This is a genomic window from Bacteroidales bacterium (assembly GCA_016709865.1).
Taxonomy (GTDB): Bacteria; Bacteroidota; Bacteroidia; order Bacteroidales; family VadinHA17; genus LD21.
In genome coordinates, this window is record JADJLX010000002.1 from 510,764 (window position 1) to 535,418 (window position 24,655).

Sequence of the window (24,655 nt, forward strand, 5' to 3'; positions counted from 1 at the left end):
TATCAGAAAATTAAAATTTTGACTAAACTTGGTGAACCTTTGTGCCTTCGTGCCTTGGTGGCAATTTTCTTCGCCACTAAGACACCAAGACACTAAGTTGCACCAGGAGTTTTATTTACAAATAAGTTCTATTGAAATGAAAAATAAACAGAAATTACTTCTCTATTCACTTCCTCTTCTATTCAGTTGTCTTTCAGCCAATTCACAGGATCTGGTCAATTCCATCAAACCCGGACAAATCTGGCCTGACAACCAGGGAAAACATATAAATGCCCATGGCGGTGGAATTCTGTATTATAATAAAACTTACTACTGGTTTGGTGAATCGAGATTACCACGAACCGAGAAGGATAAAAGCAACTATGGTGTAAGCTGTTACTCCTCAAAGGATCTGCTCAACTGGAAAAATGAGGGTCTGGCCCTGAGGGTTATAAACGATACTGCAAGCCTGCTTCTGCCAGGCTGTGTTATTGAAAGACCCAAAGTAATATACAACAGGAAGACAGGCAAGTTCGTTATGTGGTTTCATCATGAGCTCAAAGGCCAGGGATACAAGGCTGCAATGACTGGTGTTGCTGTAAGTGACAATATAACAGGTCCATACAAATACCTGCGTAGTCTCAGACCAAACGCAGGAGTGTGGCCTAAGAATTTTCCGGAAGAATTCAAGAAAGCAAAAGCCGGTGAAGAGACACTCAAAAGCTGGTCAAAAGAATGGGTCGATGCAGTAAAAGAGGGTCTGTTTGTCAGACGCGACTTTGAAGGCGGTCAGATGGCGCGTGATATGACCCTTTATGTTGATAAGAACGGAAAAGCGTACCATGTTCACTCTTCAGAGGAAAACATGACACTTCATTTCTCTGAACTTACCGAGGACTATCTTGATTTTACAGGGACATATGTAAGGGTATTGCCGGGAGATTCCAATGAAGCTCCTGCAATCTTTTTTGCAAAGGGGAAGTATTATATGTTCACATCGGGAACAACGGGATGGAAACCAAATCCGGGCCGCCTTTCAGTGGCATCTAAACTGCTTGGAGAATGGAAGACAGTTGGAAATCCCTGCAGAGGTTCTGAGGATGAAAACAAAATCACTTTTGGATCGCAAAGCACACATATACTGCCTGTTGAAGGTAAAAAGAATGCTTTCATCTATATGGGCGACAGATGGATTCCCGAGAATCTGGCAGAGAGCCGTCATATCTGGCTTCCTATTGAATGGGAAGATGGATTACCTGTTATTAAATGGTATAAAGGATGGGACATTACCAATCTGAAATAATATTATTATCTTTAAGAAAATAACAGAAAATGGTGTTAATTAAATAACAATAAAAACAATTTGAAATGAAGAAACTTATCCCCGTTTTAGCAGCATTAGTGATACTCATTATCTCAGGAAATATTGCTGCAGCTCAAAATAAAGTTGATAATATACTTACTCCTCAGGAGACAAAGGATGGGTGGAAGCTGCTTTTCGATGGTAAAACATCAAATGGCTGGATGAATGCAAAATCAAAGACCTTTCCTTCAAACGGATGGGAAATAAAAGATGGCATGTTATCTGTCAGTCCGGCAACAAAAGCTGCAAATGGTGGTGGAGATATTGTTACCGTAAATAAATACACAAATTTTGAACTCAGCGTTGATTTCATGTATACAAAAGGCGCTAATAGCGGTATAAAATATTTTATTGATACTGAAGCAAAAAACGGCTCACTGGCTTCAATAGGTTGTGAATACCAGGTACTTGACGATAAAAATCATCCCGATGCAAAAGCTGGCATTAATGGTAACAGAACACTGGCTGGTTTATACGACCTGATAGCTCCTAAAAATGTAATTGACAATGGTTTTGATACATGGAACACTGCAGTGATAAAAGTAAATGGCAACAAAGTTCAGCACTGGCTGAACGGGCAAATGACTGTTGAATATGAAAGGGGAAATGATAAATGGAGGGAACTTGTTGCAACAAGTAAATTTAAAACATCTCCTGGTTTTGGTGAGGTAAAAGAAGGCAGAATCCTGCTTCAGGACCATGGAAATGTTGTGGCGTATAAAAATATTAAGATAAGGGAGACGAAATAAGAGACAGAAGACGGAAGACCGGAGACTGAAGCAAGAAGACATGTGTCGTGAGCCGTGAGTCGTGCGTCGAGCGTCGTGTGCCAATAAACTATTAATGAGTGTTGTTGTTCTAGAATTAACCAACATAAATTCCGAAATCATGAAGAACCTTGCATTATTAATTATCGTTACGGGCTGTATTTACCTGGCAGCCTGTTCCAAAGATTCTCAATCTGAGGCCTTCAAACTGCTGACCGGACCAACATGGGTAAGCGACAGCCTGCTTGTAAATAAGATGGATGCCAGCGGACCGGAAGGGATGCTCAAAAACTTTCTGGGTGAAGCAAAATTCAATGAAGACGGGACCGGAAATTTCGGGAAATATACCGGAACATGGAGATTTTCGAATGAAGAAACATCAATTGTTTTAACAAGTGACTCTCTTCAATTTCCGCTCTCAGCAAAAATTGCCGAGCTCACTGTCAAATCCTTCAAGGTTACAACAACTTATCCCAATCCGGCTAATCCAACTGCACCGGTAAACATACGGATGACCTTCAAAGCTAAATAATGAAGTATACTGTTATATTAATAACAATACTGTTAAGTACTTCATTCAATTCCTTATTGTCACAAAAAATTATCAGTGGTAAAGTATTTGACAACAAGACACTTGAGCCACTGACCGGAGTATATGTGATATATGAAAAAGGAAGAGGTACTGCTACCGGTTCTGATGGAAGTTTCATAATAAATCCCGAATCCCGGACTCTCAGCATTTCTTTTAAATTCATTGGATACAAGCCACTTACAAGAAATATTGAACTCTTATCCGGAGAGGATACAACCATGCTTCAGATTGGCATGGACATGGAGATAATGGAAATCGGACAGATAGTAGTAAGCGCAAATAAAACAGAACAGAAGATCGCGGAGCTGACCGTATCAATGGATATACTCAAAACAGGCGATTTTCTTAAGACACATATCACTGATCCCCAGGAACTTATTAATAAAACTCCTGGTATAGAAGTGCTCGATGGCCAGGCTTCAGTAAGAGGAGGCAGCGGATTCAGTTATGGAGTCGGGAGCAGGGTTCTTGCTCTTATCGACGGATTACCGGTAATTGCACCTGATGCAGGTAATATAAAATGGCAGTTTCTTCCAATGGAAAATATCGCCCAGATAGAGATAATCAAAGGTGCATCATCTGTTCTTTATGGCTCTTCAGCTTTAAACGGGATTATTAATTTCCGCACAGCAGATGCTGCAAATGTCCCGGTAACACAATTCTTTGCCGAGACCGGAGTGTATGGTAAACCAAAGAACAGGAACTGGGTGTGGTGGGATTCTCCCCGTTTTTTCTCTGATTTATCCTTCTCTCATCTTCAGAAAATAGGTAAGACTGATGTTGGTATCGGTATTAATCTTCTGAATGATAATGGCTACAGGAAATTCAATGATGAAAAACTGGGAAGAGTAAGCTTAAGGATAAAACATTTCAATCAGAAAATAAAAGGACTCGTTTACGGAATCAACCTAAATTCAGGATATACCGAAAAAAGAGATTTTATTTTATGGGAGGATGCAGATCAGGGAGCCCTTAAACAGGATACATCGACAGTTTCTCTCTTGCATGGGACTTTCCTGGCTGTCGATCCGTTCATCTCATTTAACAATTATGGCAGGATTAAACATGATCTGCGTGTAAGATTGCAATCCTCAGCTAACAGGTTTCCTGTGAGGGATGAAAATAATTCTGATGCTTATTCTGCTTATGCTGAGTATCAATTCTATTACAAATTATCTGAGCTTCTCAACTTAACTTTAGGAGCATCAGAAAACTACATTAAGGTCCTGTCAAACTTTTATGGAAATCATGAAGGGATAAACCTTGCCGGATTTTCACAGATAGAGGCAAATCCTTTACCACGTCTTAAAATAGCCGCCGGAGTAAGAATTGAGCATAACAGACTTGATGGTATAAATGACAGGATTGTCCCTATATTCAGAACAGGAATAAACTGGCAGGCAGCAGATTATACATTTCTCAGGGCATCTTTCGGACAGGGTTACAGATACCCCTCCATTGCAGAAAAATTTGCATCAACAATACTTGGTTCTGTAAGAATTTTCCCTAATCCGTCTGTTCAGCCGGAATCGGGATGGAGTTCAGAGGTTGGAATTAAACAGGGATTACTAATAGGGCAAATATCAGGACAAGCAGACATATCTGCATTTTTTTCCCAGAACTCCGATATGATCGAATTCCCATTCGGCCTTTATCCTGAAGGATTAGGATTCAAGGCTGATAATGTTGAGCAATCAAGAGTATACGGTTATGAAGCAGAATTCATTCTTAACAGGTCGGTTGGAGCGATAAACAGTTCGATCAGTGGTGGATATACTTATATTTATCCGGTTGAATTTAACCCAACAACTCACAAGAGCAGTGATATATACCTGAAATACAGAAGAAAACACTCCTTAAAGCTGAGCTCAAACACTATCTATAAAAAGTTCAGTTTCGGACTTACCCTGTATGCCAGGTCGAAGATGCTTAATATCGATGATGTGTTTGTAAATGAGTTCACCAGAGAGAGCATCCTGCCCGGATTCTATGATTACTGGCTGGAGAAGAATAAAGCATATGTGGTTCTCGATGAGAATATCGGTTATAGCCTTAGTAAAACAATAACCCTATCAATCGCAGCAAAAAACATAACAAATCTTGAGTATATGGGGAGGCCGGGAGATATTCAGGCACCGCGGAACTACAGTATAAGATTTTCCGGAAAATTCTAATAAAATATGCCATTATGAAAACAACATCTGCAAAACACTTGTCAGTTATTTTCCTTTTAACCGGTTTTCTTGTTATCCTTTCTTCCTGTAATAAGAAGAATGTCAATGAAGTTATTGTACCTGATTTCGCTGCTCTTGCCGGACAGTTTAAAGCACCACCGGCAGAATATACTACTGCCCCGTTTTTTGTATGGAACGCAGAAATTACAGAAGGGGAGATTGACAACTTTCTAACTGAATTTAAAGAGGCAGGCTCTCTGCAGGTGTTTATTCATCCCCGTCCGGGTTTGATTACAGAGTATCTTTCTGATGAGTGGTTCAGATTATATAAATATGCTGTTGAAAAAGGAAAAGAACTTGGAATGAAGGTCTGGATCTATGATGAAAATTCCTATCCAAGTGGTTTTGCCGGGGGAAATGTACCCGACCAGATGCCTGAATCATTTAATCAGGGTCAGGGTCTGAGAATGACTAAATTTGAAATCCTTCCTGATACTGCCGGAAAATATTTTCTATGTCTGAAGGAAGACAACGGTACTTATACTGATATAACTGGTTCGCTGGCAAATGAATATGGAAAAACAGGTAAATACCTGCTGTTCTCGAAGACATATTTTGAAAAAAGCGACTGGCATGGAGGATTCTCTTATGTAGACCTGCTCTATAAAGGAGTTACAGAAAAGTTCATTGACATAACTATGACAGGTTATGAAAAACATCTCGGAACTGAGTTTGGAAAGACTATTCCCGGAACCTTTACAGATGAACCTGAAATTAATTCACCAGGTGGCATCCGCTGGACACCGGACCTTTTTGATGTTTTCATGGAAGAGTGGCATTATGACCTGAAGACAAATCTTCCCTCACTTTATGAAGAGGTGGGCGACTGGAAGAAAGTAAGACATAATTATACAAGTACTCTTTTGCAGATGTTTATCGACAGGTGGGCAAAACCCTGGTACAAATGGTGTGAAGAAAAAGGAATGAAATTTACTGGTCACTACTGGGAGCATGAATGGCCTAACATGAGACCAGGGGGCGATAATATGGCAATGTACGCATGGCATCAGGTACCTGCAATTGACATGCTCTTTAACCAATGGAATGACACAACATCAAAAGCACAGTTTGGAAATATTCGGGCAATAAAAGAACTGGCAAGTGCTGCAAATCAGACCGGCAGACAGAGGAAGCTAAGCGAGACCTACGGTGGTTCGGGCTGGGACCTCACTTTCAGAGATATGAAGCGAAATGGTGATTGGGAATATGCCCTTGGAGTAAATCTGATGAACCAGCATCTTACCTACTTCACACTATCCGGAGCCAGAAAATACGACTATCCCCCATCCTTCGATTATCACGAACCATGGTGGAAAGATTATAAGTACATAAATGACCATTATGCCAGGTTATCACTTGCACTGTCTTCAGGAAGACAGATTAATGATATCCTTATTATTGAACCGACTACTTCAGCATGGCTTTATGACTCTTATACCAGACGAAATCCGAAGAATGGCGAAATAGGCCAGGCGTTCCAGACTTTTATCACAAAACTTGAGAAAAGCCAGGTGGAGTATGACCTTGGCTCAGAAAATATGATCAAAGATCTCGGCTCTGTTTCAAATGGCAGATTTGTAATTGGTCAGGCTTCCTATTCAAAAGTAATCATCCCTCCTCTTACTGAAAACATTGATCTTGAAACATATAAACTTCTGGAGAAATTTGTTTTCAACGGAGGAACACTCATTGCATTTTCAATTCCTTCTCTTGTGAATGGAGCGCCAAGCGAGGGATTAAATGAGTTTCTGTCAAAATACTCTGGGAAGATCATCAAACCTGATCTTCTGTCAACTGATATTATCTCTGAATTTTTTGAATCAAAGGATCCTCTTTTCGAAGGTGTGGATGGAGGAATGCTCTATCATCAGACAAGGAAACTGGCTGATGGCAAGCTGATTTTTCTGGTAAATTCAGATCTTGATAAACAGCTGACTGGCTCTCTTACCGCAACAGGATCGGATGTCGTTGAACTGAATACATTAACAGGTAGTATCAACGGTTATCCAAATGAATCCGGAGATGGAAAAGTAACCTTATCGTATTCAATTCCCCCGGCAGGAAGCCTTCTTTTATTTGTTTCGGAAACAAAAAGGAGTGATTACCAGATTCCTGCCATACATGATAAAAAGGTCCTTGTTAATACTGAAACTCCTTTGGTAATAACCAGAGACCGGGAGAATGCACTGATGATCGACTTCTGCGATATTGAAACTGGAAATGAACTTACAAAGGATATTCATACAATAAATGCGGCTGATAAAGTTTATAAGTATCATGGATTTAAAAACGGAAATCCATGGAATACCTCTGTTCAGTTTAAAACAAATATTCTCGACAGGGATAAATTCGGAGCAAATACAGGATTCACAGCAACTTATCACTTCAACATCAGTGGTAAGTTTGATACGGGTGAACTCAGGGCAGTTATTGAACGGCCTAATCTCTGGAGTGTCTCAATAAACGGAACCGAGATCATGCCGGAAGCCGGGAAATGGTGGTTAGACAGATCCTTTGGTGTTTTCAGCATAGGAAAAAATGTCAGGGAGGGAGATAACACAATAGTTTTACATACATCGCCGATGAAGATTCATGCTGAAGTTGAACCTGTATATATTGTTGGTGATTTTTCCGTAAAACCTGCCTCAAAAGGATGGTTAATAGAACCTCCTGTTGTAAAACCAACAACTCTTAGCTGGCTGGATCAGGGGCTTCCTTTCTATTCATGGGGTATTACCTACAGCAGGGAATTTAATATTGAAAATAATGCAGGCAAATGGCAAGTTGAGCTTGGCAAATGGAACGGAACTGTTGCGGAAGTATATGTTAATGGGGAAAAAGCCCCTTTAATAGCCTTTCCTCCATATGTATCTGATGTAAGCGGACTTATAACAACAGGTGTGAATAAGATTGAAGTAAAGGTTATTGGAAGTCTTAAAAACCTCCTTGGCCCGCATCATAATTATGTCAGACCCGGATTAGCTTCACCGTGGTCGTGGAGAAATGTGAAAACCTACCCGTCGGGATCTGATTATGATATGATTAGCTATGGTCTCTATGAGGCATTCTCTCTCTATAATGAGAAATAGCCAATAAAAACACAGCAACCGGCAACAGTTGATAATATTTCGAATGATCCTGATTTAATCCTCCAATTGACTAAATATCAAGATACTATTTTAGACTTATTGCAGAAATGAATTATTTTTCTACATTTGACACGATTTTTATCACTGTTGTAATATTTTACATCATTATTTGATACTATTGCAATTGAAAAGGGGGATGGATGTACCTGTACAGAAAACCCATGAAACTTAAACTTAAATTAAAACCTATGAGAAAACTTTTAACTTTTGTTGCTTCTGTCCTTGTTACCGGCAGTATGTTTGCCGGTGGTCTGGTTACTAATACAAACCAGAGTGCTGCATGGGTTCGTCTGCCTGCCAGGAATGCTTCAACCTCCATTGATGCAGCATATTATAATCCGGCAGGATTAATGAAACTTGAAAATGGAATTCACCTTTCAGTATCAAACCAGTCTATTTTTCAGACAAGGGATATTGTTAACTTTTATGGCGGACCAGGCGGATCATTTGGTCTGAACCAGTACAGATACGAAGGCACTGTAACAGCTATCGCTTTCCCAAGTATCTATGCTGTATACAAAATGGATAAACTTGCTTTTTCAGTTGGATTCAATCCGATCGGCGGCGGCGGCGGCGCTGAGTACAAAAAAGGATTACCATCTTTTGAAATGACTCCTTCTGACCTCGTTCCATCACTTTTATCAATGGGCGCAACAGGTTACAAACTTGATGCATATTTCAAAGGCAGTTCTACCTTCCTTGGCTTCCAGGGTGCTGCATCATATAAAATCAACGACTTCATATCAGTTGCTGCAGGTCTTCGTTATGTAACAGCAAAGAATACTTATGAAGGACATCTTACTGATATCGAAGTTGAACTTCCAACAGGATTTACAAGAGCTGATGCAATTATGACAGGTATTGCAAATAGTGCCACAGGAGCTGCTACAGCTACAACAGGACTTGTTGCTGCAGGTGCAGGTTCTTTAACATTAGCCCAGGTACAGGGAGCAGGATATATAACAGCTTTACAGAGAGCTCAGCTTGAGGGTGCTCTTGTATCATTCGGATATCCAACAGCTACTCCGGTTGCTGCTGCTGATGCTGTCTTCAAAGGTGCTGCTGCCAAGTATACAGCTACTGCTACTCTTCTTGGTGATCAGACTGCTGATGCTGAACAGTCAGGTTCAGGGATCACACCATTCTTCAGTGTTAACATTTCACCGTCTGAGAACCTTAATATAGCTATCAAGTACGAAATGAAAACCAAACTCGAACTTGAGAACAAAACCACAAAAGATCTTCTTATTGGTTATGATGCAACAGGAACACAAATCACCATGTTCCCAAATGGTGCCAAGACCAATAATGATATGCCTGATATGTTGACCCTTGGTATTGACTACAAAGTTTCTGATGCTCTCAAACTTTCATTTGGTTCAAACTACTTCTTTGATAAAGATGCTGATTATGGCCACAAAGTTGATCATGACCTTGTTTCATCAACACCTTCAATTCCAATATCAAACAGGAAGATTATTAACAGAAACGGTATGTCGCTTCAGGCAGGTATGGAATATAATATTTCTGAAAAACTACTTGTAAGCTGCGGTTATGTGTGGGCCAACAAAGGAGTAAACGAAAAATATCAGAGCGACCTTTCATATGGACTGGCTACTCAGACATTCGGACTTGGCGGTGCATATAATGTTAAAGAAAACATTCAGATCAACCTTGGATTCGGTTATACATACTATTCTCCTGATACAAAAAACATTGAACATGTAATGGGAAAAACAGTTTATGTAGCAGAAGAATCATATTACAAAAGCACAAAGATTGTTGCTGTTGGAGTTGATTTCAAATTCTAATAGATTATCCTGACAATATTAAAGGCTGGCCTGTGAGGGCCGGCCTTTTTTTATGCAAAGTATCAAAATTTCCCCTCCTTTTGAAGGAGGGGAAACCTAATATTTCAGTACTTTACCCCCCTGTCATTCAAATACTTCAGATACTCCCCCACCCTTGGCGCTTTAGACGCAGCCAGCCTCTTATACCATACCATTGCATTTACATTGTCGGCATTCTCTCTTGCGGCACTTATAATATTCAGATACAGCAATCCCTCTATACCAAGATTCTGACTGTCGATATCATCAAGTATACTTTTGAACAGATACAAATTTTCTGCAGGGGTTACAGTTGATGCTTTTGAGAAAGCCTCATCAATGCGCTTATTAAGCTCATTATCAAGCGTTACTCCATAGAACCAGAAGCAGTTTTCAGAACAATTTTCAATTATATCAATCCATTTTGTGCCCGATTTAAGCAGAGGAAACTCCAGAGTAAACTTTACAACCTCGCCTATGTTTCTGAATTTATATGAATCAGGACAAACAGGGATTCCTGAAGTCTTTAGAATCTGATATTTCTTTCCTTCCTGATCAATCAGAAAGATATTCCTGTCAGCACAAAAATTTCCGTTTTCAATCCTGTTCTCAATTGAAAAATGAACTACTGTTTTTTCCTGAGACAATTCAACTTTGGATATCAATAACGTCTCATGACTCTTAAGTGCTGAATTAGGATTTTCAATTGTCTGGGAATAACCGCTGATCAGATATCCTGTTAATAAAATAACAATAAACCAAGTTCTTTTAATCTTCATAGCACTGTAATGTTTACTTCATAAGATATTTATTCTCAATATACTGACTAATAAAAATTCAATATAAGGCGTAACATGTTACATTAATAGTACACAAATACTCAGTTTGTAACAATGCTGTAATCTTTAATTAACCTGCCCTTAACCTGCCGGTAACATAATCGATAGATTTTTGTACCGGCAAACTATACGAACAAAACTAAGTTAAAAAAATGAAAATGGATCAATTTAAAATCAGTAAAGGAATAATCAGTTTTATAATCATAATGCTGACAGCTATCAGTAGCCATGCACAAACTGGCACCATAGAAGGGACAGCGGTTGACAGAAAGAATAAAGAGACTCTGCCCGGAGTTATGGTGACACTTGAAGGAACCACAATTGGTGCCATGGCAGATTTTGACGGACATTTTATTATCCAAAATGTAAAACCTGGGAAATACAAAATAAAAGCATCATATATCTCATATAATCCAATCGTAATTGAGGATGTTGTAGTTACTGCAAATAATGTAACCAGGGTAGGTTTGGAACTTGCAGAAAATGCCGTAGCTCTTCAGGAAGTTAAAATTACCGGTGTCAGAAAAACGAATACCGACGTTTCTATGATTAACGTTACAAGGATGAGTCCGCTTGTATCTATCGGAGTTTCAGGCCAGCAGATCCTGAGATCGCAGGACCGTGATGCATCTGAGGTTATTAAAAGGCTTCCCGGAACTACAATTATTGATGACAGATTTATTGTCGTCAGAGGACTGGCTCAAAGATATAATGCTGTGTGGCTTAACAATACAGCAACACCCAGTTCTGAAGCCGATGTAAAGGCTTTCTCCTTCGATATCATTCCGGCCTCAATGATAGAGAACATGCTTATAGTAAAATCACCTGCTCCGGAATTACCGGCAGATTTTTCAGGAGGATTTGTAAAAATAACAACTGTAAACCTTCCTGAGAAAAATTCCTTTTTTGCTTCATACGGAATCGGTTTCAGCGAGGGAACTACAACGAAAACATTTAACACACAGAAGGGAGGCAGCACCGACTGGATAGGGTTTGATAATGGATTACGTTCATTACCGGGAAGTATGCCTCCCAACCTTTTTGCCTACGAAGCAGCAACCAACCCTGAAATTCAGAACCGGATCACAACAATCGGAAGAGAGCTGAACAAAGACTGGGCCCCGGTTCTGACAACAGCCAGACCTGACCAGAGATTCTCAGTTGGATTCAGTAAGAGGTTCAGCATTAAAAACCAGTCATTCGGAAATATAACCGCTGTTACATACAGTAACACAAACAGCAGCGACGAAATCCTAAATAACAGTTATTCAATCTATAACTTCCGCGACGATAAGTCGTCCTATATCGACCAGTATAAGGATGAGCAGTTTACAAATAATGTTAAGGCAGGTATTGTACATAACTGGGCATGGTATCCTTCAACCGGACATAAAATTGAATTCCGTAATCTGCTCAATCAGATAGGTCAGACCCGTTCGACTGAAAGAACCGGAAGGGAATGGTATAATAATGGAAGATTTATTAAGTCAAATGAGTTAAAATATCTGAACAGGACAATTTATTCAGGTCAGCTTGCCGGGGAACATTCATTCAATGAAGGAAATACACGAATTGACTGGGTTGCAGGGTATTCCTATTCAAATAAGAATGAACCGGATACTAAGAGATACAGGTATTTAAGGAGTGAACAGGATACAAGCGAGTACTATCTACTCTTCGCGGACAATGCTGACCTCTCTTCACAGTCGAGAATGTGGTTCAAACTTAATGAGGACATAATATCAACATCTGTTAACCTAGTTAAACAGTTCAATTTCTCTGATTTCAAACCCGAACTAAGAGCCGGTTTCTATTTTGAAGAAAAAAACCGTGACTTTTCAGCCAGGAACTTCGGATATACAAAAGCAAGCAAATCATCTCTGTTTGATGTAACTACTTTATCTGTAGATGAAATATTCACAGATGCAAATATCAATCTCACCGATGGCATAAAACTGACTGAAATAACCTCTTTATCTGATTCTTACGATGCTTCAAACAGGCAATTTGCAGGATATATTGCGGCAAAACTGCCAATTTCGCTCATTGCAAGTTTATACACCGGGTTACGAATAGAAAAAAACATACAGACACTATCCAGTTTTAAACAGGGTACCACTATTCCTGTAAATGTTGTTAGGGACACTCTAAACCTTTTTCCTTCAGCTAATCTTGCCATTAATCTGAATGAAAAGAATCTTATCCGAGCAGCTTACGGTTTATCAGTTAATCGTCCGGAATTCAGGGAACTGGCTCCATTCTATTTTGTTGACTTCGATCTTAATGCGGGTATTTATGGTAATCCGGATATCAAGCAGGCATATATACATAACTTCGATTTAAGGTTTGAGCACTATCCTTCACCAAATGAGACATTCAACATTGGCGCTTTCTATAAGAATTTCAGGAATCCGATTGAGATGGTAATTATGGGAAACAGCCCCACACAATACTCCTTCGAAAATGTCACATCTGCTTACAGTTATGGAGTAGAAATGGATGTTAGAAAATCATTGGGTTTTATCTCAGGCTATGAAAACTTCTCGGTAATCCTTAACGCAGCACTTATAAAGAGTCAGGTCAGATTCAATGAAGGAGACCTTCACAGAGACAGAGCCCTTCAGGGACAATCGCCATACATGGTAAATGCAGGGCTATTCTATTACAATGACGATAACGGACTGATGATGACCCTGATGTACAATATTATAGGAAAGAGAATAGTTGCAGTTGGCCGCCCCTCTCCGAATGACTGGGAAGATATTCCAGACATTTATGAAATGCCAAGAAATGTTCTTGACCTGGCATTAAGCAAAAAGCTTGGAAATCATTTTGAGGTAAAAGCAGCTATTAAGGATATTCTGAATGAAAGTGTTGAAATGATACAGAATGTAAAAACCTCTGTTGACATGAATGACATTACAGGAGGAGCTCAGAAGGGTGTTAAAGTGTTTGACCGTGACCAGGTTACAAAATCTTTCAGGCCAGGAAGATACATGACACTCGGAATAACTTACAAATTCTGAATGAATTAAAGATATGGACAGTAAATACAATTAAAACAACAACTAAACATGAAAAGAATTATTACACATTCAAAAAATCTGCTCGGTTTCACGACAGGATTATTGTTTCTTGCCACATCGTGTGCGAAGGATCCGATAATTGTGACCGACATCACTTTAGACAAAACAGAGGCTACCGTGCAGGTTGGTGCCACTTCAAACCTCACCGCATTCCTGACACCTGCTGATGCATCCAACCTAAATATTACCTGGAGATCATCAAGCCAGGCTATAGCTACTGTGGCTGACGGTGTGGTTACAGGAGTATCGCTGGGAGCTGCAACTATCACAGCTGTTTCACAATCTGATACTACAATTAAAGCAACCTGTTCAATATTGGTTACTCCTTCAACAGGCCAGGTAATTACTGTTTCCGGAGACATTACCACTGATACAAAATGGTATGGAAATGCAAAATATCTCCTTTCAGGTTTTGTTTATGTTAAAAACAATGCAACCCTCACAATTGAACCAGGCACAATTATAAAAGGCGTTTCCGGAACCAAGGGCACCCTTATTATTGAGAAAGGCTCAAAAATTATGGCTGTTGGAACAGCAGCAAGCCCAATCGTTTTCACCTCAGATAAACCAAAAGGACAACGCTCATATGGCGACTGGGGAGGAATAGTGATATGTGGAAACGGACTCACAAACAAACATGATGCCGGCACAGGAATTGGTGTGGCAGAAGGTGGTATCGGGTCAACATATGGAGGCACTGTAGCAAACGACAACTCAGGTACCTTGCAGTATGTCAGAATTGAGTTCCCCGGCATTCCTTTAACAGCCACTTCAAACAGTGAAATTAACGGTCTTACTCTGTATGCAGTTGGTTCAGGTACAACAATTGACCATATCCAGGTATCCTATTCCGGCGATGACTCATATGAATGGTTTGGCGGAAGTGTCAACTCTAAATATCTTGTTGCTTTCAGGGGATGGGATGACGACTGGGATACAGATAACGGATTTAACGGTAAAGTTCAGTTCTTTGTAAGTCTTCGCGACCCTGCAGTTGCTGACCAGTCGCAATCAAATGGCTTCGAATCAGATAACGACTCTGACGGATCAACACTGACTCCAATAACAGCTCCAATATTCGTAAACGGAAGTGTCTTTGGTCCGCTTGCAACACCAGGAACTACAGCGCATACACTCTATCGTCATGCAATTCAGTTACGCAGGGGAACACGTACTTCAATATATAATACAGTATTTGCAGGGTGGCCTTATGGCTTGTTCATTGATGGCGCCAAAGGAGATTCTCCTGCGCAGGCTACTGCAAATGTTCTGCAGATTGAAAAATCAGTTATGGCAGCCATGACAACTAATTATGTTACAACTCATCTTGCAACAGCTGAAACATGGTATCTTGATGCAACCAGGGGAAATGAGATAAAGGCAACTAACGACTTACTGATGCTTACAAGTCCGTTTAACCTTACAGCACCAAATTTCCTCCCAACAGCAAACTCCCCTCTGCTTACAGGAGCCTCATTTACAAATACAAGGCTAACTGATTCATTCTTTACACCGGTTACCTACAGAGGTGCATTTGGTGCAACAAACTGGACATCAGGATGGTGCAACTTTGATCCACAGAATACCGATTACTAAAGACCATCTTAGTTAATTCGTTTGCCGGGAGGCTGGCCGAAAGGTCAGCCTCTTTTTTTGTAACATTTAAGTAATACAATAAATGTTACTGTAATAAAAAATGCTGTTACCTTTGCAGCTAACAGAATATCAGACATAACCATAAAAGGTTAAGACTAAATTCAGTTTTTATGGATCTTAAAGGAAAAAGAATTTTAATAGTAGATGATGAAGAAGATCTTTGCGAGATCCTTCAGTATAATCTGAGTAACGAAGGTTATAAAACTGATATAGCACACTCTGCTGAGGAAGCTCTGAAAAGGTCCCCCCAGAATTATGATCTTCTGATGCTCGATGTGATGATGGGACAGATGTCAGGATTCAAACTTGCCGACAAGCTCAGAAAGGAAATGGACATTAACGTACCTGTAATATTCCTGACTGCCAAAGACACTGAAAACGACATACTGACAGGATTCAGTCTGGGCGCTGACGATTACATTACCAAACCATTCTCTGTTAATGAATTAACAGCACGTGTTAAAGCAGTTCTCAAGAGAACCAATCCGGGAAAAACTAAAAGCCAGGGAATGGTTAAACTTGGTGATATTGAACTTGATACGGTCAGAAAAAGACTGATCATAAATGATGAAAAAGTTGAGCTTACAAAAAAAGAGTACGAAATACTTAAACTCCTTATTGAGAACCAGGGAAAGGTATTCTCAAGAGAGGATATCCTTTTAAGAATCTGGGGCGGCGATGTTATTGTTACCGACAGAACAGTAGATGTCAATATTACCAGATTAAGGACCAAACTGGGAAAATATGGTCAGAACTTAAAAAACAAAACCGGCTACGGTTACTTTTTCGAACTTTGAAATCTATTCTCTCACTGATGGCTATTCGAAATTCATTCCGTAATAAACTCTTCCTTTACTATTCAGCCATATTCCTCATTTTCATCACACTCACTCTTGTCTATCTTTATAAAAGAGAAAAAGATTACCGTATCGGGACTCTTAATGATGAACTCTATAACATCACCAGGATAGTAGATAAGTTCATCCAGTCCAATTTCATTTATGAGAGAAATACTTACAAAAAAATTGATTCACTTGTATTGATCCTGCCTCAGCAAAATCTGAGGATCTCTATTATCGATCCATCAGGTAACGTTCTGTATGACAGTTCTGTACCGGACTGGAAGTCAATGCAGAATCACCTGAACAGACCCGAGATAATTGAATCGGCAAAATCAGATTTCGGAACTATGGTAAGAAGTTCAGGAACTACCGGGCAGGAATACTATTACTTTTCAAAGTATTATACAAAGTACTTTATAAGAGCTGCCGTTGTATATGATATTAAAGTGATTCACTTTCTTGAAGCAAAAAAGACCTTTCTGATAATAATCTTTCTTGCCTTCATTGGTATCTGGATAGTAATGCTTATCATAACCAACCGGTTTGTTGAATCAATTACAAAACTTAAGAATTTTGCATTACGTGTAAGCAGAAATGAACCAGTTGATTTCGACTCAAAATTTCCGAAAAACGAAATTGGAACTATCGGAGAAGAGATACTTGAAATATATAATAATCTGCTTCAGACAAAAAATGATCTTACCAACGAAAAGGAAAAACTTTTCAGTCACCTGGATGCACTTAATGAAGGGGTGGCATTTTTCTCCAAAGACAGAACAATTTTGCTGAATAATGAGCATTTCATTCAGTTTATGAATATGATCTCAGGAGATCTTAAGATCTTTTCATCCAATTTTTTCGAAATACCTGAGTTCGATGAAATTATCGATTTTATTGAGTCTTGTTCCGGATTGGAAATAACCGGCTCAGATCTGCCCAAAACGGAATTCCAGGTTGCCAAAGACGGAAGATTCTTCAGGGTTCAATGTGTTGTCTTTAACGATAAAAGTTTCGAGGTTATTCTAAGTGATGTCACCAAAATGGGTAAGAATAAACTCATTAAACAGCAGATGACATCGAATATAGCACATGAACTCAAGACTCCGGTCTCATCTGTGAAGGGTTATATAGAGACCCTTATTAATGATCCGAAGATGGAGTCAAAAAAGCAAAAATATTTCCTTGAGAAGGCACTGGCGCAGACTGACAGGTTAACCGGACTGATAAATGATATTGTTGTCTTGAATAAGATTGAAGAAGCAGGTACCACTTACCTGATGGAGAAGGTTAAGATAAAGAAGGTTGTGCGCGAAGTACATGAGAATTTCATATCATCGATTGAATCAAAAAGCATGAAAGTGGAGATAGATATAAATGATGATGTTGTTGTAAAAGGCAATAAATCACTTATTTTATCAGTATTTCAGAATCTTATTGAGAATGCAATCAACTATGCCGGGGAGAATACAACAATCAGAATACTGATTTATAATGAGGATAAGAAATTCTATTATTTCTCCTTTTCAGACAATGGTATCGGAATTCCCAAGGAGCATTTAAGCAGGGTTTTTGAACGATTCTACCGTATCGATGCAGGAAGATCAAGGAAGAGTGGAGGAACAGGGCTTGGACTGGCAATTGTTAAAAATGCCGTGCTACTGCATAAAGGTGATATTTCTGTCAGAAATAAATCAGGAGGCGGAACCGAATTCCTCTTCTCGCTTCCAAAATAAAGATCAGAACCAGTAACCGAAGTTGGCTGAGAAAGTCGGTGCTTTTACAGCATTTGAATATCCCAGTAATAAATCAATTGGTCCAAATACTGTTTTTATTGAATAATCAATACCGCCGCCCCAAATCACTTTGCTGTTTGCAGAATTGAATATTTCATCGCTTTGATAAAGTGTGTTAGCCAGTATTGAAGCATAATTGTTTTCTGATAATCTGAATCTTACACCGGCTAAACCTGAAAGAGCAAACCTGTCTATAAGGTTAACAGGCGATAAACCTATGAAAGGGATGTGAAAATCAAAGTATTGGGAATATGGAGCCCCACCGGCAATAGTACCTTTAAAGACAGGAAATGCTGTACTAAGAATTGTACGGTTATAAACATTGAAAAGGCAGGTAACTCTTTTTGAAACAGGAATGACGTTCCTCATCCTGAATAGAAGGATATGGCTAAGATCGCTGCTCTTTCCTGGCACTCCCTGAAGGGAATATTCAGTATATAATTCGATTCCCTTTTTCGGGAAATAATAATCATCGAGGTTGTCAACTGAAAGCCAGGTGTAAAAATTTGTCAGATAGCTGTTCTTCTCATAATTAACAATATCTGTATTGCTGCGGCTGAATATGTCGCCGCTGTAAAACTCCTCCTTAATTCCAAGTCCGGCGATATTCTGATGATGGAACCGTTTATATAAATAGACTGCTCCCGAGGAATAAAACAAGTTTGCTTCATATAGCTTTTCCCTGTTCTCGAAGATATCATAGTTCTGGTATTTTCCCTTGATCTCTATACCCGCTATCGGGAAATTGCCCCTGTTTGTCTCAGCAGAAAAACTTGCCCCGGGGTTTGCTGAAAGTTCTGTACTCGCTGAAATCTGCCCAAACCTGTTACCGTAGTTTTTACTTGTTAAATTAAGCATCAGGGCTGCTGCATCAGTTGTATTCACCTTGAAACCAACATGCTGTGTCACAACATTTTTCTCAACAATATTCAGATTAAGAGTTTTTCCTTTTTCATTATCAAACAGGTTGAAGTAGATCTTGTCGAATATCCCGTATCCATACATTTGATTTATAATTCCTTTTATTTCCTCATAGGAATAGTAACCGGGCAAATCAATATCCACACTCCTTAAGAGAAAGCCGGCATCAACTTTAAATTTACCTGTTAGTGAGAAATTCGTAATAAACCATTTCTCAGGAGCTACATACTTTTCAGTAAGGACACGGGGCTCAAGATTATTATCAGTCTTGAGTTTCCTGATCTTTTCAATTACTTTTTCAGCAGCAACTTCTCCTCTCATAATCAAAGTATCCACAGCTTCGTTACTGAAACTCATCAGGTTGTACCCTGTAACATCTGGCTTGATAATCAGATCACATAGTCCGGCATTTGCAGAGTCTTTAGTCTGATCAAGGAATCCGATCAGCTGGGTAAAGACCTCCTGCATCGACTTGATCTTATCTCTCGCATAAAATTCATCCGAGATATCAACTCCAATGATTATATCTGCGCCCATCCTTTTTGCAACATCTACCGGGAAATTATTTACCACTCCCCCGTCGATAAGTACAAGATCTTCCCTTTCAGGATATTGAAAAACTCCCGGAACAGCCATACTGGCATACATGGCAGTAGGAAGAGAGCCTTGTGTTAAGACAACCTCCTGACCGGTTTCCAGATTTGCGGCAACACAGGCATATGGAATTGGTAACTTGCTGAAATCCATATCAGACGGGACATTTCCTGTTAGTCCGCAAAGAAGGTTCAGCACGTTTTGCCCCTTAATTACACCCTGTGGCAAAGTAATTCTCTTCTTCTCATCGATATGAAGATTGAACAGGTATTTCTGCTGAAGAGCCCTGTCATCCTTCGAAAGATAAAACCTGGGAAGCTCATCAAGAAGAAGTGTCTGCCAGTCCTGGGTTTTACAGATCTCTTCAAGCTCACCGGCTGAATATCCTAGTGAGTAAATTCCTCCGACAAGACTTCCAATGCTAGTGCCTACTATCATATCGATTGGAATACCCTCCTTTTCCAGGATCTTAAGAACACCTATATGAGAAAATCCCTTAGCTCCTCCCCCGCTTAAAACAACAGCAACTTTTGGACGTTTTACCTGATCAGCAGACGATTGTCCCGACACAGAACCACTAATCATTAATAATAAAATGACAAGTATTACCATGTTGAAAAGACGGGGAGAAAGAGTAAACATTGCGGTCAGTAAAAAAAATAAAATCAAATTTACATACAAAAGTGATGTATTATATTCATCTTAACGTTTGAATTAATGATTATATTTCTTTTTTGAATTTTCAATCAGATGATATGAACACGAAATGGCTAGAATGGGCAACCGAACTTCAGTCAATAGCTCAGGCCGGACTGACATTTGCAGAAAACCAGTATGATATTGACAGATACGAAAAGATCAGAGATCTGTCGGTTAATATTATTCATGAATATACAGATATCGACAAGACAATAATAAGAAACCTCTTTGCCTCGGAAACCGGTTATCAGACCCCAAAGGTTGACGTTAGGGCTGCCGTTATCAGGGATGAGAAGATCCTGATGGTAAAAGAAAAGATCGATGGCAGGTGGTCACTTCCCGGAGGATGGGCAGATGTAAACTCTTCAGTGAGCGAATCAGCTGTAAGGGAGTGCATTGAAGAAGCAGGTGCTACTGTTAAGCCGGGGAGGATCATCGCCATTCACCTTGCAAACAGACAGAACGATTTTATCTATCCTTTTACAATATACAAGATCCTCGTTGAGTGTGAGCTTATTGACCACAGCTTTGCAAAAAACTCTGAGACACTCGATTCAGGTTTCTTTGAACTGGATAATCTTCCGGAATTATCTGTTGAAAGAAATACTTACAATCAAATCAAATTATGCTTTGAGGCAAAAAAACATAAACTATTTGAGGCAAAGTTTGATTAAAAATTATAATTTCATTCTTTAAGAACTGACACAGAGAGACACAGAGGCCTTAGACAAGCAAAGGCTTGCACAGAGAGACACAGAGTAATTATTACAGATTTCTCTGTGAAACTCTGTGTATCCTCAGTGTAACTCTGTGTAAATAAGAAAACTACTACAAAAAACGAAAATATGAATAAGAACCTAATTGGATCAACAGGATTAATTTTCTCTTTCTTATTCCTGCCTTTGACTCTCTCCGGACAGATTAAAAACCCGATATTATCAGGAAAAGAGAAAGCCTCTCTCTTCTTCAAACAGACAGAAATGAAAGCAACTTCACCATTCAAAGATCTGAAATGGCAATATATCGGTCCGACCAACATCAGCGGCAGATGCACTGATGTAGAAGCAATCACACCTCACGGGAAAAGTTACACAATATGGGTAGGATCTGCAACCGGGGGTGTTTGGAAATCAGTAAATGAAGGAACTACGTTTGAACCTGTATTTGATGGTATGCCATCTGCTTCAATCGGCGACATTGCGATTGATCCGAATAACCCCGAAGTAGTCTGGGTAGGAACAGGTGAAGCAAATATTTTCAGAAGTTCAAATGCCGGCTGCGGTGTATTCAAAACAACTGACGGAGGTAAGAGCTGGAACCTGACTGGTCTGGAAAATACTTTCACTATCGGACGTATCAGGGTGAATCCCAAAAACTCAGATATTGTTTATGTTGCAGCCACGGGCCATGAATGGACACCAAATGAAGACCGGGGTTTATTTAAGACAACTGACGGAGGAAAGAGCTGGACAAAAATTCTCTATGCAGATGAAAACACCGGCGTTTACGACCTTGTACTCGATCCTAAGGATCCCAATACACTTTATTGCACAACATGGGAACGGATGAGGCTGAAATGGAATGATCCAAGAACTTATGAGACAACAATGAACAACGGTATCTGGAAATCAACCGACGCCGGAAAGAGCTGGAATAAGATCAATGAAGGACTACCTGCTCCTAATATGCGCGGAAGAATAGGCATCGATATAGCTGCTTCAAATCCTAAAGTGCTTTATGCCTATGTTGATAACTACGAAATTGCCAGCAAGGCAAAACCTGGGGAACTGGATTCATATAGCCGACAGAGAAGGGATATAATAAAAGGAGCCACAATTTATCGTACTGATAATGCCGGCGCCAGATGGTCACAGGTAAGTGGTCTTACTGCTGATCAGAAGACATTTATGGAAAGACATTCAGCAACATATGGCTGGGTATTCGGGCAGATTAGGGTCGATCCGAATAATGAAAACATACTTTACACAATGGGAATCCAGCTTAACCAGTCAACTGATGGTGGAAAAACTTTCAAGTCGTTAAGAGGTATGCATGTCGATCATCATGGCTTGTGGATAGATCCTGCAAATTCAGATTATCTTCTTAATGTTCAGGATGGCGGGCTTGCGATATCTTACGACAAAGGCAAAAACTGGAAAATACCAATTACTGAACTACCTCTGGCACAGTTTTATAATGTCGCTTACGACTTTAGTACTCCTTTCAGGGTATTCGGATCGATTCAGGATCATCACAGCTTTTACGGACCTGTCGACCTTAGCAGAGGCAGAGACAGGGTTCCGGCAACTGAATTTAAAAACATTCTGGGAGCAGAAGGAAGTACACATGCTGTCAATCCTGTCGATAATAACACAATCTATTCCAGTACATTCTATGGCGCACTGGCCAGAGCAACAATAAGTGATTATCCGGGAAGCACAAAAGATCTTCTTCCTCAGAGGTTACCGGGCGAGGAGCCTTTAAGGGGTGAATGGGTAGCTCCTTCAGTTATATCAAAACATAATCCTGATATTATCTATCACGGAATGCAGTTCGTTATGAGATCAAGGGATAAAGGAGACACGTGGGAGTTTATCAGTCCCGACCTTTCATACAACGACCCGGCAAAAAGAGGTGATATAAATTACCAGACTATCTCAGTACTTGATGAGTCGCCTTTGCGTTTTGGTCTTCTTTATGCCGGTACTGACGATGGCAGGATCTGGAGAACAAAGGATGAAGGCAAAAGCTGGACAGAGATAAGAAATGGTGCAGTACCTAAGAAATTTGTCTCGAGGATAATAGCATCAGCCTATGAAATTGGAACTGTATATATGACCCAGACAGGCAGAAGAGACGATGATTTTCAGGTATATATATGGAAATCAACTGATTTCGGAGATACATGGCAGGATATATCCGCGAATATACCTGTTGGTCCTGTAAATGTTATCAGGGAAGATCCGGTTAATCCATCCATTCTTTATGTTGGTACCGATGCCGGCGTATTTGTCACAAAAGACGGAGGAAAGAAGTGGGAAGTACTTGGCAACCTGCCGTTTGCATATGTTCATGACCTGACAATTCATCCGAGAGATAATATGATAATTATTGCCACTCATGGACGCGGGATCTGGGTTTTGGATGCCAATCCCATTAATGAGAAAGATAAAAGAGGAAACTACAGGGATTATTATCTGACTGTAGAATAACCTTATAATCAGATTGGTGTAGAGACGCCATGCATGGCGTCTCCACTCAATTAATCAAATACAAATGCTTATCCTTTTTTTCAGTGACCTCACCAATAATTTCAGATTCTGAAAGCCCTGCATTTTTAAGACCACTCAATATTTCAAAAACTTTATCAGCCGGAACGCACATAAGCAATCCGCCTGAAGTCTGGGCGTCAAAGGCAACCATCTTCAGATTATAGTCGAGTCCCTCTCCGACATGAAGGAACTCCTCAACATATTCAAGGTTCCGGAACGAAGCACCCGGAATACATCCTTCATCTGTGAGGTTGTAAACGCTGCCAATCAATGGTACTTTTTTCATGTTCAATCTGATAGAGACATTACTTGCTTTTGCCATCTTAAGAGCATGACCGGCAAGACCAAATCCTGTAATATCAGTTGCTGCCCTGAGGTTATATTTCTTCATAACATCTGCCCCGGACTTATTAAGAAGTTTCATCAGTCTTTTTGCCTCAGCTATATCATTATCAGAGCTTATTCCAAGTCGCTGACCTGCCATAATCACTCCGGTACCTATCGGCTTTGTAAGTATCAGGGAATCTCCGGGCCTGGCGCCTGAATTGGTCAGTACTTTCTTCGGATGTACATACCCGATAACAGCAAGTCCGTACTTTGGAGGAGAATCATCAATTGTATGACCACCAATTATTCTGACACCTGCTTCAGTAGCTTTGTCAAATCCGCCTTTCAGTATTTCTGCATATGCTTCCATAGGAAGCTTACCTGCCGGAAACATCATAATGTTTAGAGCAAGAACAGGATCACCACCCATAGCATAAACATCGCTAATTGAGTTTGCAGCAGCTATTTGGCCAAACTCATAAGGGTCGCTGCAAACGGGAGGAAAAAAGTCGGTTGTAAAAACAAGTGCAAGATCATCATTTACCCTGTAAACACCCGCATCATCATGAGTATCAATATCAACAAGAATATTCGGATCTTCAGGCAGCGGGAGATACTTAAGAAATTCTTCCAGCTGTTTTGGAGAGATCTTTGACGAGCAGCCGCCGTGCTCCACCATCTTTAGCAGATCAACATTTAATTTTTCTGACATA

Annotated in this window: 15 protein-coding genes; 12 read left to right on the plus strand and 3 right to left on the minus strand. The window is 39.9% G+C overall.

The window, feature by feature from the left end:
• Window positions 1–136: 136 nt before the first annotated feature.
• The 6 genes from IPJ16_04070 (at window position 137) to IPJ16_04095 (ending at window position 9,895) form a co-directional block, all read left to right on the plus strand.
• Entirely contained in the window at window positions 137–1,282 is a 1,146-nt protein-coding gene (locus tag IPJ16_04070; protein ID MBK7626364.1) for a family 43 glycosylhydrolase, read from the plus strand.
• A 65-nt stretch (window positions 1,283–1,347) separates the two neighbouring features.
• Complete coding sequence (locus IPJ16_04075; GenBank protein ID MBK7626365.1) at window positions 1,348–2,091, plus strand: DUF1080 domain-containing protein; 744 nt, start codon at window positions 1,348–1,350, stop codon at window positions 2,089–2,091.
• 139 nt (window positions 2,092–2,230) lie between these two features.
• Complete coding sequence (locus IPJ16_04080) at window positions 2,231–2,641, plus strand: hypothetical protein (GenBank protein ID MBK7626366.1); 411 nt, start codon at window positions 2,231–2,233, stop codon at window positions 2,639–2,641.
• Entirely contained in the window at window positions 2,641–4,875 is a 2,235-nt protein-coding gene (locus IPJ16_04085) for a TonB-dependent receptor (protein ID MBK7626367.1), read from the plus strand. Before IPJ16_04080 ends, IPJ16_04085 begins: the two co-directional genes overlap by 1 nt.
• Before the next feature lie 14 nt (window positions 4,876–4,889).
• A complete protein-coding gene (locus IPJ16_04090) occupies window positions 4,890–8,024 on the plus strand; it encodes a hypothetical protein (protein ID MBK7626368.1) in 3,135 nt (1,044 codons plus the stop codon).
• Window positions 8,025–8,272: 248 nt separating this feature from the next.
• Complete coding sequence (locus IPJ16_04095; GenBank protein ID MBK7626369.1) at window positions 8,273–9,895, plus strand: outer membrane protein transport protein; 1,623 nt, start codon at window positions 8,273–8,275, stop codon at window positions 9,893–9,895.
• A 104-nt stretch (window positions 9,896–9,999) separates the two neighbouring features.
• Here IPJ16_04095 and IPJ16_04100 read toward each other — a convergent pair whose 3' ends face one another.
• A complete protein-coding gene (locus IPJ16_04100; protein ID MBK7626370.1) occupies window positions 10,000–10,692 on the minus strand; it encodes a hypothetical protein in 693 nt (230 codons plus the stop codon).
• 218 nt (window positions 10,693–10,910) lie between these two features.
• Here IPJ16_04100 and IPJ16_04105 point away from each other — a divergent pair, with 218 nt between their 5' ends.
• From IPJ16_04105 to IPJ16_04120, 4 genes are all read left to right on the plus strand, one after another.
• Complete coding sequence (locus tag IPJ16_04105; protein MBK7626371.1) at window positions 10,911–13,778, plus strand: carboxypeptidase-like regulatory domain-containing protein; 2,868 nt, start codon at window positions 10,911–10,913, stop codon at window positions 13,776–13,778.
• Between the two features lie 48 nt (window positions 13,779–13,826).
• Window positions 13,827–15,434, plus strand: coding sequence for an Ig-like domain-containing protein (locus tag IPJ16_04110; protein ID MBK7626372.1), 1,608 nt, complete (start codon window positions 13,827–13,829; stop codon window positions 15,432–15,434).
• A gap of 170 nt (window positions 15,435–15,604) precedes the next feature.
• Window positions 15,605–16,291, plus strand: coding sequence for a response regulator transcription factor (locus IPJ16_04115; GenBank protein ID MBK7626373.1), 687 nt, complete (start codon window positions 15,605–15,607; stop codon window positions 16,289–16,291).
• Window positions 16,292–16,308: 17 nt separating this feature from the next.
• Window positions 16,309–18,069: a two-component sensor histidine kinase gene (locus IPJ16_04120; GenBank protein MBK7626374.1), complete on the plus strand. Its 1,761-nt coding sequence runs from the start codon at window positions 16,309–16,311 to the stop codon at window positions 18,067–18,069.
• 3 nt (window positions 18,070–18,072) lie between these two features.
• Here IPJ16_04120 and IPJ16_04125 read toward each other — a convergent pair whose 3' ends face one another.
• Entirely contained in the window at window positions 18,073–20,286 is a 2,214-nt protein-coding gene (locus IPJ16_04125; GenBank protein MBK7626375.1) for a patatin-like phospholipase family protein, read from the minus strand.
• Window positions 20,287–20,399: 113 nt separating this feature from the next.
• Between IPJ16_04125 and IPJ16_04130 the strand changes: the two genes are divergently transcribed.
• On the plus strand, window positions 20,400–21,017 hold the full coding sequence (locus tag IPJ16_04130; protein MBK7626376.1) for an NUDIX hydrolase: 618 nt from the start codon (window positions 20,400–20,402) through the stop codon (window positions 21,015–21,017).
• Between the two features lie 171 nt (window positions 21,018–21,188).
• Entirely contained in the window at window positions 21,189–23,555 is a 2,367-nt protein-coding gene (locus IPJ16_04135) for a hypothetical protein (protein ID MBK7626377.1), read from the plus strand.
• Window positions 23,556–23,601: 46 nt separating this feature from the next.
• Here IPJ16_04135 and selD read toward each other — a convergent pair whose 3' ends face one another.
• Window positions 23,602–24,654: a selenide, water dikinase SelD gene (selD, locus tag IPJ16_04140; protein MBK7626378.1), complete on the minus strand. Its 1,053-nt coding sequence runs from the start codon at window positions 24,652–24,654 to the stop codon at window positions 23,602–23,604.
• Window position 24,655 lies beyond the last annotated feature (1 nt).